General features: G+C 41.6%; 13 protein-coding genes. 1 reads left to right on the plus strand and 12 read right to left on the minus strand.

The features are described 5' to 3' along the window. The 12 genes from fabZ to rpsB all read right to left on the minus strand — a co-directional run bounded on the left by fabZ (window position 1) and on the right by rpsB (window position 12,481). Window positions 1-453: a 3-hydroxyacyl-ACP dehydratase FabZ gene (fabZ, locus tag P3L37_RS14850; protein WP_004257450.1), complete on the minus strand. Its 453-nt coding sequence runs from the start codon at window positions 451-453 to the stop codon at window positions 1-3. Window positions 454-582: 129 nt separating this feature from the next. After that, window positions 583-1,620 (minus strand): UDP-3-O-(3-hydroxymyristoyl)glucosamine N-acyltransferase, encoded by a 1,038-nt coding sequence (gene lpxD, locus P3L37_RS14855; RefSeq protein ID WP_109911804.1) that lies wholly within the window; start codon window positions 1,618-1,620, stop codon window positions 583-585. Window positions 1,621-1,623: 3 nt separating this feature from the next. Further along, window positions 1,624-2,118 (minus strand): molecular chaperone Skp, encoded by a 495-nt coding sequence (gene skp, locus P3L37_RS14860; protein WP_004908780.1) that lies wholly within the window; start codon window positions 2,116-2,118, stop codon window positions 1,624-1,626. 89 nt (window positions 2,119-2,207) lie between these two features. After that, the gene (bamA, locus tag P3L37_RS14865) at window positions 2,208-4,622 is read right to left on the minus strand and encodes an outer membrane protein assembly factor BamA (RefSeq protein ID WP_109911803.1); all 2,415 of its coding nucleotides are present in this window, start codon (window positions 4,620-4,622) and stop codon (window positions 2,208-2,210) included. Window positions 4,623-4,664: 42 nt separating this feature from the next. Continuing rightward, on the minus strand, window positions 4,665-6,017 hold the full coding sequence (gene rseP / locus P3L37_RS14870; protein WP_109911802.1) for a sigma E protease regulator RseP: 1,353 nt from the start codon (window positions 6,015-6,017) through the stop codon (window positions 4,665-4,667). A gap of 8 nt (window positions 6,018-6,025) precedes the next feature. Further along, complete coding sequence (gene cdsA / locus P3L37_RS14875) at window positions 6,026-6,886, minus strand: phosphatidate cytidylyltransferase (protein WP_004908774.1); 861 nt, start codon at window positions 6,884-6,886, stop codon at window positions 6,026-6,028. A 9-nt stretch (window positions 6,887-6,895) separates the two neighbouring features. Further along, window positions 6,896-7,651 carry a polyprenyl diphosphate synthase gene (uppS, locus tag P3L37_RS14880; RefSeq protein WP_109911801.1) on the minus strand — a complete coding sequence of 252 codons (756 nt, stop codon included), beginning with the start codon at window positions 7,649-7,651 and terminating at the stop codon, window positions 6,896-6,898. Between the two features lie 186 nt (window positions 7,652-7,837). Beyond that, on the minus strand, window positions 7,838-9,031 hold the full coding sequence (gene ispC / locus P3L37_RS14885) for a 1-deoxy-D-xylulose-5-phosphate reductoisomerase (RefSeq protein WP_004908768.1): 1,194 nt from the start codon (window positions 9,029-9,031) through the stop codon (window positions 7,838-7,840). Between the two features lie 147 nt (window positions 9,032-9,178). Beyond that, window positions 9,179-9,736 (minus strand): ribosome recycling factor, encoded by a 558-nt coding sequence (frr, locus tag P3L37_RS14890; RefSeq protein WP_109911800.1) that lies wholly within the window; start codon window positions 9,734-9,736, stop codon window positions 9,179-9,181. A 107-nt stretch (window positions 9,737-9,843) separates the two neighbouring features. Then, complete coding sequence (gene pyrH, locus P3L37_RS14895) at window positions 9,844-10,572, minus strand: UMP kinase (RefSeq protein ID WP_004257499.1); 729 nt, start codon at window positions 10,570-10,572, stop codon at window positions 9,844-9,846. 189 nt (window positions 10,573-10,761) lie between these two features. Continuing rightward, window positions 10,762-11,613, minus strand: a complete 852-nt coding sequence (gene tsf / locus P3L37_RS14900; RefSeq protein WP_004908761.1) for a translation elongation factor Ts — start codon at window positions 11,611-11,613, stop codon at window positions 10,762-10,764. A gap of 142 nt (window positions 11,614-11,755) precedes the next feature. After that, window positions 11,756-12,481: a 30S ribosomal protein S2 gene (gene rpsB, locus P3L37_RS14905; RefSeq protein WP_004908759.1), complete on the minus strand. Its 726-nt coding sequence runs from the start codon at window positions 12,479-12,481 to the stop codon at window positions 11,756-11,758. A 651-nt stretch (window positions 12,482-13,132) separates the two neighbouring features. Here rpsB and map point away from each other — a divergent pair. Next, a complete protein-coding gene (map, locus tag P3L37_RS14910; protein ID WP_036957992.1) occupies window positions 13,133-13,930 on the plus strand; it encodes a type I methionyl aminopeptidase in 798 nt (265 codons plus the stop codon). Window positions 13,931-14,003: the final 73 nt, after the last annotated feature.

Consider the following 14,003-nt stretch of genomic DNA (forward strand, 5'->3'; position numbering starts at 1 on the left):
TCAGACCTCACGGCGACGGGCGCACATCATTTCTGCTTCGCAGGCCACTTCTCCATCAACTTTAGCAACACCTTTAAAACGTGCAACTCCGCGACGTTCTTTAATAAATTCTACTTCTAAGACCATTTGGTCTCCTGGTAGAACAGGACGTTTAAAACGCGCATTGTCTATCGCTGCAAAATAGTACAACTCACCAGGCTCTAATTTTCCAACGCTTTTAAACGCAAGGATCCCAGTCGCTTGTGCCATGGCTTCTAAAATTAATACGCCAGGAAAAATGGGTTTGCTTGGAAAGTGCCCTTGGAAAAATGGCTCATTAAATGACACATTTTTCACTGCACGCAATGATTTGCCTTTTTCAAAATCTAATACACGGTCAACCAAAAGGAATGGGTAACGGTGTGGAAGCAGTTCTAAGATTTCTTCTATATTCAGAGTATGATTATCACTCATCGAAATACTCTTCCTGTCTATTAATACGGTTTAATTAATGAATCGGCCTGCTTTAACCCATAAATTAGGTTAACTGGCAGGCCGGAAAACGTAACTCAGATAACTATTTTAGCCTGAATTACAAAATGATTACTGATTTTTTTGATTTTGGCTATCTAATTCACGCTCAACGTGTTTCAGTCTCTTATTCATCTCATTGATACTTAAGACTAAAGCAGCTGTTTTACGCCAAGCTTTATTAGGCTGTAAAGGAATTCCTGAAGAATATACTCCCGGTTCAGTGATAGGCCTCATGACCATACCCATTCCTGTTACTGTGACCTTATCGCAAATTTCCATATGACCGTTGATGACGCTAGCCCCACCAATCATGCAGTAACGACCGATTTTTAAACTACCAGCCATGATAACTCCGCCAGCAACTGCGGTATTATCACCAATTATGACATTGTGTGCAATTTGGCATTGGTTATCGATAATAACCCCATTACCAATCACAGTGTTATCTAACGCACCGCGATCAATCGTTGTGCTTGCACCGATCTCAACACGATCGCCGATGATCACTGTGCCTAACTGAGGAATTTTGATCCAATTACCACGATCATTTGCATAACCGAAGCCATCTGAACCAATCACAGTGCCAGATTGAATTAAACAATGTGTACCAATTTCGATATTGTGGTACACGCTGACATTTGCCCATAAACGGGTCCCTGTACCTATGCGTGTATTTTTACCCACAAAACAACCTGCGCCAATCACCACATTATCGCCAAGTTCAACACCACTTTCGATAACAGCATTTGCGCCAATTGCGACATTCTTACCGAGTTTTGCATCATCAGCAATTACCGCTGATGCGTGGATATCTTCAGCCGGACTTGGCGTTGTATCCATAATTTGAGCCATGCGTGCATAAGCAAGGTATGGGTTATCCACTACCAGTGCAGCTACTTTACATGCTTCGAGATCTTTTGCTGTGAGAACCACCGCTGCAGCTTGGCAATCGGCCAATTTGTCACTATAACGGCTGTCAGATAAAAAAGTAATCTGTTGATTATTCGCTGAATGCATTGGAGCAATACCGGTGATGGTAATATCACCATCACCGTGTAATTGCGCATTCAACTGCTGAGCAAGGTCAGCCAATCGAATTGAAGACATCTATTATTTAACCTGTTTTTGAACCTGACTTGTAATGTCAACGCTATCTTTTGCATAGGCAACTGCATTTGCATCGATAACGACATCATAGCCTTCTTTAGCGGCAACAGACTTAATAGAGTTCTGAATACGAGTTAAAATTTTAGTACGCTCTTCACCTTGACGACGACGGTTGTCTTCTTCAAATTTTTGAGCTTTTTCAGCGAATTGATCACGTTTAGTCATGAGTTCAGATTCAAGCTTTTCGCGCTCACTTTGCTTCATCGTTGCACCATCACGGCGCAATTTTTCAACACGAGTTTGCAAATCTTTTTCTAGATTTTGTAACTCAGTCGCACGGCTTTTGAATTCACTTTCAAGCTGTTTAGCAACGGCTTCACGCGCAGGCATATTTTGGAAAATTTCACCAACATTGACGATAGCGATTTTCTCAGCATAAGCACCCGCAGACATTGCTAAAGCAATACTCACACCCGCTGCACACAACAATTTTTTCACACTAAACTCCTTAACCCATACGTATGGCTGGAAATTTTGGTTGCTCCCATAAAATTATGGGAGCCATCATAAGTAGAAACTGGAATAGCTTACCACGTTCTACCAATATTAAATTGGAACTGTTCTGATTTATCCCCTTCGTAGTCCTTAATCGGCTGCGCATAAGAGAAGACCAGTGGTCCAAGAGGGGACATCCATTGTAAAGCAACACCAGCAGAAGCACGGACGTTAGTTGCCTTACCGTAGTCAGGCATACCTTTACGCCAATCAGCATTGATACTGTTCCAATTAGTATCCCATACCGTACCCGCATCAACGAACAGAGACGTACGAACTGAGTTCGAATATTTCTCGTCAATAAATGGAGTCGGAGTGATTAATTCAAATGATGCTGCGTACATCGCATTACCACCGACCGCATCACTTGATGGGCTTCCTGGCTCAGGGCCATCCACACCATTAATTCTCTTCAAGTAAACCGCTTTTGGACCGATATTATTCGAACGGAAACCACGAATGGTGCTTGAACCACCCGCATAGAAGTTTTCATAGAATGGCATTTGCTTACTGCCAATACCATCACCATAACCTGCTTGTGCACGCCCCAGAACTACCCAAGTTTGGTCTTCATCCAGTGGGTAATACTGTGCGGTATCAAAGCGCAGTTTATAGTATTCGTTATCAGAGCCAGGTATTGTTACTTTACCCGATACGTTCGTTTTATTACCCGATGTTGGGAAGAAACCACGGTTTAACGAGTTATAAGTCCAACCTAAGTTAAGCGTAAAGTCATCCGCATCAAAACTTTCTTTATTACGCCCATTTTCTGTAACTGGTGGATTTTTCCCCATAGAGTCGAGGTAATCCCACATCGCAGCTTGAGCTCGCATATCTGAAAGTCGGTTATGAACGTAACCCGCACCAACACGGAAAGAGTTATTTTCATTGAACGGGAAGCTTAAGAAACTGTCTAGACCATACGTTTTGTTGTTATAGCCAGATAGATCCGCATCTTTCGCACTAAAGTCGTTATAGAAAATACGACCGCCTAAGCTCACACCATTCACGGTGAAATACGGGTCAGTAAATGAGAATTCAACGTTAGTTGAGTAGTCGTTTTTACTTGCGTTAATACCAACCGCATTACCTGTACCTAACCAGTTATCTTGTGTAACCCCAACTTGGAAACTCACACCACTTTCAGTACCAAAACCGATACCAAAGTTCATTGAACCTGTATTACGCTCTTTAACCTTGTAGATAACATCTACTTGGTCAGGACTGCCCGGTACACGTTGAGTCTCAACATCAACAGTTTCGAAATAACCTGTACGATTCAGACGTTCTTTACCGAGTTCAACAAGGTCATTTCCAAGCCATGCCCCTTCCATTTGGCGCATTTCACGACGCAAAACGGTGTCTTTACTGGTGTCATTGCCTTGGAAACGAATTTCACGCACATAGAAACGGTTACCTGCATCAATATTTAAATGCAATTTCACGGTTTTATCTGCATCGTTGATTTCAGGCTGTGTCATTACTCGAGGATATGCATAACCATAGCGGCCAAACATATCTTTGATTTTGTTTTCCATGCTTGTCACTTGAGCACCGTTATATAACTCTCCCGGTGTGATAGTGATAAGTTCTTGGATTTCAGTTAAGTGATCTGCAGTATTACCATTAACTTCGACACCCGATATTTTGTATTGGTCGCCTTCAGTAATGTTAATCGTAATATAAATGCCTTTTTTGTCTGGAGTCAGACTGACTTGCGTGGAGTCAATGTTAAAACGTGCATAACCGCGGTCAAGATAAAAACTGCGCAGAGTTTCTAAATCACCCGCCAGTTTTTGCTTCTGGTATTTTTGGTCAGCAGCAAGGTTCCACCAAGGTACATCATCACGCAATTGCAGCTTATTAACTAATTCTGCTGTAGTGTAATTTTTATTACCTACAATATTAATTTGCTGAATTTGAGCTGAAACACCTTCAGAGAAAACAAATTTTAAATCCACACGGTTACGTGGTAAAGGTGTCACAACAGCTTTTACTGTTGCATTATATTTACCAACGCTATAGTAAAAGTCTTCTAAACCTTTTTCGATATTCGCAATTGTCGTGCGGTCAAGTGCCTCACCAACGCGGATATTTGAAGCTTCCAAGTTCTGCTTGAGCATATCATCTTTAACAGACTTATTACCTGTAAAGGTGATACTGGCAATCGTTGGCCGCTCTTTAACTTGAACGATCAGCGTGTTTCCATCACGCAGGACCCTAACATCTTCGAAGTTACCGGTTGAAAATAGGGAACGGATCGAACGGCTGATATCATCGTTATCAACTGAATCGCCAACCCTAACTGGCATGTTCAATAATGCTGCACCAACGGCGACGCGTTGTAGACCTTCGAAACGAATGTCTTTAACTACGAATCCGTCTGAACCGTATGCAGTGGCGCTGCCGAAAAGCAGCGACGCTATGAGCAACTTTTTCATCGCCATCGTTGTTATGCGTATTCCTTACTGGTCCCCAGCTTATAAAAATTAGAAGCGAGAGAAATCATTAAAAAGTGCAAGTCCCATTAACAGAATCAATGCCATTGCACCTATCCGAAAACTAAAGTCTTGTACTCGCTCAGACACTGGACTTCCTTTAATTTTTTCAATTAATAAGAAGAGCAAGTGCCCCCCATCTAAAACAGGCAATGGAAACAGATTGATGATACCTAAATTGACGCTAATAAGCGCAATAAACATCAAATAATATACCAAGCCTGACTCGGCGGATACCCCCGCACCTTTAGCGATAGATATCGGACCGCTCAAGTTATTGAGTTTGACATCCCCAACAACCAGTTTACCCATCATATTGACCGTCAACTTCATTAACTGCCACGTCTTATCACTGGCTTGGTAAAACGCAGAGAATGGCCCATATTGCTGCACCATTTTATATTCATCTGCTAACGGTAACACTGAAAGTTCTACGCCTGCAAATCCAATTTTCTCTCCACGTTGTCCATCTTGGCTATCAGGAGTCAACGTGAGTGAAACCAATTGTTGCGACCGTTGTACTTCTAGTTTTAACGGTACACCTGGGTTATTACGAATAATTCGTGTTACTGGGTTCCAAAGGCCTAATACCTCCCCGTTAACACTGACTATTCTGTCTCCTTTCTGTAAACCTGCTCGTTCGCCAGCTAACCCCTCTGTGACTTTTTGAATAACAGGGTCAATTTTTGCAGAAACAGGCATTATCCCTAACGACAAAATTGGATCTTGTTTCTCAGGATCAAACTGCCAAGTCGTTAAATCAACCGTTTTTGTCATCGGTTCATTATAACCACTCGGTAATACTTGTGCAGTCAGTTCGTGGTCACCTATTTTGCCGACCAATGCTAAGCGAACTGAATTCCAATCAGGAGTTTCGATGCCATCAATGGATTTTAGTTCCATTTTTGGTTCAAAATTTGCAATTGCCGCAATAGAACCTGGTTTTACATCTTCAATGACAGGCTTCACAGAAGGAACGCCAATCATAAAGACAATCCAATAGACAACAATTGCCAATAAAAAGTTCGCAATAGGCCCCGCACTAATAATGGCAGCTCGTTGACCTACTGTTTTATTATTAAACGCTTGATGACGACGCTCAGGAACAACCTCTCCAACACGTTCATCAAGCATTTTGACATAACCCCCTAATGGGATAATGGCTAAAACGAACTCAGTGCCATGTTTATCGACTTTACGCCATAACGTTTTGCCAAAGCCAATAGAGAAGCGCTCAACATAAACACCACAGCGACGAGCAACCCAGTAGTGACCGAACTCGTGTACTGTAATTAACACGCCTATCGCGATAATAAATGCAGCTAAACTCCAAATAAATCCCATGTATCTTCCTAAAGACCAAAACCGTTAAAAATTAACAAATTTAGCCCAGCAAAAACAGGGATTGCTGCCGTCAGGCTATCAATACGATCCAAAATACCGCCATGCCCTGGAATTAAGTGGCTACTATCTTTAATACCTGATTGACGCTTAAACATACTTTCGGTCAAATCACCAAATACTGATACTACAACAACAATAATTGAAGTCACTAGTAAATAATCAGGCATCACAGGGATTGGCGCAAAGGCGCTAAATAACCATGAGATAATCCCTGCTGTTATCAGCCCACCGACTAAGCCTTCCCACGTTTTACCAGGAGATACCTTAGGTGCCATTTTGTTGCGTCCGATAGTACGACCAAATGCATAGGCACCTGAATCTGCCCCCCAAACTAGCAACATGACATACAGTAACCACCAAGCACCGAAGAATGTATCACTTTGATAACCCACAGTTCTTAAAACCATCATTCCACAATAAAATGGGATAATCGTTAACACGCCAAATAACAACCGGATAATTGCTGATTTACCCCAAGAAGCCGATGCTGGGTAGGTAACAACTAAAATAATCGCTATTACCCACCAAATAAGACCTGCCCACAGGCCATACAAAACCATAGGCTCAGAGGAGAACTGGTTTATATTGGAGATAGAAAATTGCATTGCAAGTAATATTGCTGCAAAAACAACCGCCAACCCGACACGTTTAGCTTGTGAATGCCAGCCGACAAATTGTGCCCATTCCCAAGCTCCTAAAGCACAAACCGCAATTACGACAAGCCCAAAATTTGCTGGGGAAAGTAAAAACAGAGCTGCTATAACAATCGGTATTAAGACTATCGCAGTAAGTAAACGATATTTCAGCACATCTATCCCCTATTCCTTGCCCAGTTCATCATCTGATTCAGCTCCACCATAACGGCGCTCACGCTTACTAAAAGCATCAACTGCACTCTGAAACACCATTTCATCAAAATCTGGCCACAAAACGTTGGTGAAATAAAATTCCGCATAAGCGACTTGCCATAATAGGAAGTTGCTAATGCGATGCTCCCCACCGGTTCTAATGACTAAATCGACATTTTCTTGATCATGCATACAAATATGGTCATTAATATTTTCTTCATTGATGTCATCAATAGAAAGTTCACCACTTTGTACCTTTGCAAATACTTGTTTTACACTGTTACTGATGTCCCAGCGACCACCATAGTTCGCGGCTATATTCAGTTTTAGCCCAGTGTTGTTTTGCGTTAATGCTTCTGCCTTATCAATTCTTTTTCTGAGGCGTTCACTAAAACGACTAATATCACCAATGACTTTTAGTTTGACATTGTTTTTATGCAGGTTTTTAACTTCATTATCAAGAGCAAAAACAAATAGTTCCATTAGAGAACTCACTTCTTTCTCTGGTCGTCTCCAGTTTTCACTGCTAAATGCATACAATGTGAGCGAACTAATTTTATTTTTCACCGCAAAACGCACCGAATTACGGACAGATTCAACACCTGCCTTATGACCTGTAATTCTGAGTTTCCCTCTTTGCTTAGCCCATCGACCATTACCATCCATAATGATAGCAACATGCTTAGGCATCATTGAATCAGAGAGATTTTCACCACTAGAGTTCATTAAATATTAATCCTTGTGAGTACCACTTTGAGTATACAGACCAATAATAACTACTATTATTGAATTTGCTGATAAGACACATCCTTAATTCTCAAAGTAGTGCTATGTTATTTTTCTTTTTTTAAACACGTCACATATTAAAGAGTTATTATGGCTATCAGCAACTAAATAAAACACATACCAGCGTTAAATTGTCTGAGCGATTATTTTTTCTGCATTTTTACGTGCTCGCTCGTCGATTTCTAAGACCTCCTCAATTGAAACAGGTTCAGAAAAAACTTGGCTATCTAATACACTGTGGTTAATTTTTGCTATATCCGTAAAGCGTATTTTGCCTTCAAGAAAGGCCGCAACAGTCACTTCATTTGCACCATTAAGCGCGGTTGTAGCGGCTTGCCCTTGGTGGCAGGCATCGATTGCGAGCTTCAAGCAAGGATAGCGTTGGTAGTCAGGCTGAACAAACGTTAATGATGAAAGCGTTGCAAAATCAAGAGGTTTTGCACCAGATATGATACGTTGAGGATAAGCCATGCTATATGAAATCGGAGTGCGCATATCAGGCGTACCCAGTTGTGCTATCACGCTGCCATCTTTATACCGAACCATAGAATGAATAACCGATTGAGGATGGATAATTACTTCCATCTGCTCAGCATTCGCATTAAAAAAGTAGCAAGCCTCAATATATTCTAGACCTTTATTCATCATTGTCGCTGAATCAACTGATATTTTTCGTCCCATTGACCAATTTGGATGGTTACATGCTTCATCAGGTGTCACGTTATCAAAATGCGATAATGGTGTATCCCTAAAAGGCCCGCCAGAACCGGTCAAAACAATACTTGAAATACCCGAGGCTGATAAATCAGCAAAGCCTAAATTGCGTTGAATAATTTCCGGTAAACTTTGGAAAATAGCATTATGCTCGCTATCAATAGGAAATACGGTTGCATTGTGCTTACGAATCTCATTAAAGAATAAACGGCCACTGGTAATTAAAGACTCTTTATTCGCTAATAATATTCTTTTACCTTTACGTATTGCAGCCAAGGTAGGAAGTAAACCGGCAACTCCGGTAATTGCTGACATAACTTGGTCGGCATCATCAAGGCCCGCAAGGTCAATAGCCGCTTGTTTTCCTGACAAAACCTCAGTCTTGCAGTTATTCTCAATCAAAATAGTTTTTAAGGCTTTTGCTGATAATTCATCCGCCATTGAGACATATTTCGGATTAAACTCAAGGCACTGTTTCGCCATTTCAGTGACATTTTTTCCTGCCACTAAAGCAACAATTTGAAATTTTTCGGGATTTTGGCGAACAACAGAAAGTGTATTTGTACCAATTGAGCCTGTAGAACCTAGGATTGTCAGACGTTTCATAGTGATTGAGTACTCTGTATTAATTCAATACTGAGATTATATCAGCTTAGAGGTTAGAAAGGATTTTTTAATAAACTTGAAAAATAATAAAGCCACGCTAACGCACACTTTTACCGTCTGCATTGGTGGCTTTATTATTATGATGGATTAAAATTCCATCAACTCTGCTTCTTTTTGCGCTAATGCTTCATCAACTTTCTTGATGTAGCTATCAGTCAGTTTTTGGATATCATCTTGTGAACGACGTTCGTCATCTTCACTGATTTCTTTATCTTTCAGTAACGCTTTAACTTTGTCGTTAGCGTCACGGCGAACGTTACGAACTGCGATACGACCTTGCTCTGCCTCACCACGGACCACTTTAATTAAGTCTTTACGACGTTCTTCCGTTAATGGAGGAAGTGGAACACGGATAACAGTACCCGCTGATGACGGGTTCAGGCCCAAATCTGATGCCATGATTGCTTTTTCAATCGCTGGTGACATGCTACGGTCAAAAACCGAAATAGCTAATGTCCGTGAATCTTCAACAGTGACGTTAGCTAATTGGCGCAAAGGTGTCGCTGAACCGTAGTACTCAACAGTAATGCCATCTAATAGGCTTGGAGATGCACGGCCTGTGCGAACTTTACTAATTTGGTTTTTGAATGCTTCAAGGCTCTTTTCCATACGGTCTTGAGCATCTTTTTGGATTTCGTTAATCACGTTTTCAACCCTTAAGAACTGGTTATTAAAGGCCGCATGCGACCTCGCTTAAATTGTCTGAATTTATATTAGATAATACATTTAAACTCAGGTCATGTCTCTGAGTATTAATTGTGAGAAATCAGAGTTCCTTCATTTTCGCCCATAACAACGCGTCGTAAAGCGCCCGGTTTATTCATATTGAATACACGAATCGGTAAGTTATGGTCACGTGCTAATGTGAATGCTGCTAAGTCCATCACTTTAAGTTCACGTTCCAACACTTCTTGGTAGCTCAGATTTTCATAAAGAACTGCGTCAGGGTCTTTAGCAGGGTCTGCTGAATAAACACCATCAACTTTTGTTGCTTTTAACACAACATCCGCTTCAATTTCAATACCACGTAGGCACGCAGCGGAGTCTGTTGTAAAGAATGGGTTTCCTGTTCCTGCCGAAAAAATAACAACGCGGCCGTGACGTAACAAGCTAATGGCCTCTGCCCAGCTATAGTTATCACAGACACCGTTAAGTGGGATCGCAGACATCAGTCTTGCATTCACATAGGCGCGATGTAATGCATCACGCATCGCGAGTCCGTTCATCACCGTTGCTAGCATTCCCATGTGGTCTCCGACAACACGGTTCATGCCAGCTTGTGCCAAACCAGCACCACGAAACAGGTTACCACCGCCAATAACCACACCGACCTGTATACCCAGTTCTATGAGTTCTTTAATTTCCTGAGCCATACGATCTAAAACGCTAGCATCGATACCAAAACCTTCTGCGCCTTGTAAGGCTTCGCCACTTAATTTAAGCAGAATACGCTGATAAACGGGTTTTGCATTGGTTGCCATGGTGTTCTGTCCTAACAGATATTTATTGGGGTAACACACGTAGAATCACACGGTTCTACGTACCTAAAATTTTTAATTAATTTAAATATAATTTTTTATACACACAAATTCTAGCGTATGCCGATGACGCTAACATCCGGGGAATATACGTATATAAAACAGAGCCGCCAATTGGCGGCCCTTAGTTGATTACTTGCTCATCGCAGCAACTTCTGCTGCAAAGTCAGTTTCAACTTTCTCGATACCTTCACCTACTTCGAAACGAAGGAAACCAGAAACAGTAGCACCTTTCTCTTTCAGTAAGTCACCAACAGATTTGCTTGGGTCCATTACGAAAGGCTGGCCAGTCAGAGAGATTTCGCCTGTGAATTTGTTCATGCGACCGATAACCATTTTTTCAGCGATTTCGCGTGGTTTACCAGATTGCATTGCGATGTCTAACTGAATTTGATGCTCGTGAGCAACAACATCAGCAGGAACATCATCTGGAGTTACATATTCAGGTTTGCTTGCAGCGATATGCATAGCGATGTGTTTCAGTAACTCTTCGTCAGCGCCTTCAGCCGCAACTAAAACACCAATACGAGCACCGTGCAGGTAGCTACCTACTTGTGCGCCTTCCAGAATAGCAACGCGACGAATATTGATGTTCTCACCAATTTTCGCAACTAATGTTGTACGAGCTTCTTCGAATTTTGCTTTCAGTGCATCGATGTCAGCATTTTTGTCAGCGACAACAGAAGCTAAAACTTCTTTACCGAATGCTAAGAAACCTGCATCTTTAGCAACGAAGTCAGTTTCACAGTTCAGCTCAACCAGAGCACCTGTTTTACCACCGTTGAAAACTTCCGTCAGGATAACACCTTCAGCTGCAACGCGACCTGCTTTTTTAGCCGCTTTTGCTTGACCTGATTTACGCATGTTATCAATCGCTAATTCGATGTCGCCATTAGCTTCAACAAGTGCTTTTTTACATTCCATCATACCTGCGCCAGTACGTTCGCGCAGTTCTTTTACCAATGCAGCGGTAATTCCAGACATGTGATTTATTCCTCGATATTCCCCGTGGGAGTCTTCCCCACGTGGATAGTTCTGATTCATATATAAAAGGGGCCTAAATCAGGCCCCTTCTAACATATAGCAGTACCTGTATAGCAATACCTAAATAAGGGTTTGAGCCTTATTATTCAGCTTCTACTAAGCTTTCTTCTGCTTGAACAGCCAGATCTTGTGAACGACCTTCACGAACGGTGCTTGCTACAGCGCCCAGATACAGTTTGATTGCACGGATTGCATCATCGTTACCAGGGATAACGAAGTCGATACCGTCTGGATCAGAGTTAGTATCAACGATAGCAAATACTGGGATACCCAGGTTGTTTGCTTCTTTGATAGCAATGTGTTCGTGGTCTGCATCGATAACGAACAGAGCGTCAGGTAAACCGCCCATATCTTTGATACCGCCTAAGCTGTTTTCTAACTTACCAAGTTCACGAGTACGCATCAGCGCTTCTTTCTTAGTCAGTTTGTCAAAAGTACCGTCTTGTGATTGAATTTCTAAATCTTTCAGACGTTTGATTGACTGACGAACGGTTTTCCAGTTAGTCAACATTCCGCCTAACCAACGGTGGTTAACGAAATACTGATCACAGCTGTTAGCAGCTTCTTGAACGGCTTCGCTTGCAGCACGTTTAGTACCGACAAACAGAATTTTGCCTTTACGAGAAGCAATTTTAGTCAACTCAGCCAGAGCTTCGTTGAACATTGGAACAGTTTTTTCCAGGTTGATGATATGAACTTTATTACGCGCACCGAAAATGAAAGGTTTCATTTTTGGGTTCCAGTAACGAGTCTGGTGACCAAAGTGTACGCCTGCTTGTAACATATCGCGCATGGAAACAGTTGCCATTTAATACCTCTGTATTTAAGTAATTGGGGTTATGCCTCCACAAATCCCATGCTACCGACTCCAAAGCTGCGTTAAAAAACGCATAAGAGCACCCCGGTGCACGTGTCGATTTGTGTGTGTTATTACACAATTGAGTTTTAAGTTTCGCACATCCAATATTTTATCAGTGGCCTCATCTTGACGCCATAAAATGACATTTCGATGATGGTGATAAGAAATAATATGGATTGCCGGCGCGCTTTATACCATAAAACCAACTTAGAAGCCAACTTTTGTTGTTTTTTTCGCTCACAAAAGTGCCTAAAAGTAGATTTGATTTAAAGCTATTGAGCTGAGCAATATTTAACCATTGCTCAGCTCAATTATAGACACTATTTGGCAAGATAAAAAAGCCTTATTTTTGCAATGCCTTCTAGATGACCTTCATTATTACTTTGCATTTTGTGCTGTTAAAAGCTCAAAATGAACAAGCTCTGCTCCTTTCCTTATCTACTATAAAGTAACTTCGACTTTCGAATCCGTTCGATAGCTAGTTGGCAGAAAATGCGGTGGCTGTTACCATATGTCTCATCGATGTAAAATGGGCTCCCTATTTTTACCCCTCTTTTTTAACATGCCTTTAATCAATGTTGGCATGAATGGACTACACTCATGGCTATTATTATCAAAACTGAAGAAGATATTCAGAAAATGCGCGTTGCTGGCCGCTTAGCCGCAGAAGTATTAGAAATGATTGCTCCGCACGTTGTGCCGGGAGTTAGTACAGGTGAATTAGATCGCCTATGTCATCAACATATTGTTGACGTACAGCAAGCTATCCCTGCGTGCCTGAATTATCACGGTTTTCCTAAATCAGTTTGTATATCCGTCAATGATGTCATCTGCCACGGCATTCCTAGTGATGATAAAATTTTGAAAGATGGCGATATTGTCAATATTGATGTTACCGTCATCAAAGATGGCTTCCATGGCGATACCTCCAAAATGTTTATCGTTGGTAAACCGACGATTCAAGGTGAGCGCCTTTGCCAAGTCACACTAGACAGCTTGTATTTGGCAATTCGTATGGTTAAACCGGGTATTCGCTTACGAACTTTGGGTAAAGCCATTCAAGAATTTGTCGAAAAACAAGATTTCTCTGTTGTGCGTGAATATTGCGGCCACGGCATTGGCCAAGGTTTTCATGAAGAACCACAAGTTCTACACTACGACGCTGACGACAGTGGCGTAGTCCTGCAAAAAGGGATGACTTTTACCATTGAGCCTATGGTCAATACAGGCGATCACCGTATTCGTACCATGAAAGATGGTTGGACAGTAAAAACCAAAGACCGCGGCTGGTCTGCCCAATATGAACATACGTTAGTTGTGACGGATAACGGCTGTGAAATCCTCACACTGCGTAAAGAAGAAGAACCATTTATCTCTGCGGTATTAGTTAACGAATAATCTTCTCTGTAGAGCCTTCCTAACCGAAGGCTCTTCCTCTGTTCATTTTTATCAAAAAACCGTAAGCTGGTAG

Origin of the sequence: Providencia sp. PROV114 (genome assembly GCF_032704305.1) — a bacterium.
In the GTDB taxonomy this organism is placed as follows: domain Bacteria; phylum Pseudomonadota; class Gammaproteobacteria; order Enterobacterales; family Enterobacteriaceae; genus Providencia; species Providencia rettgeri.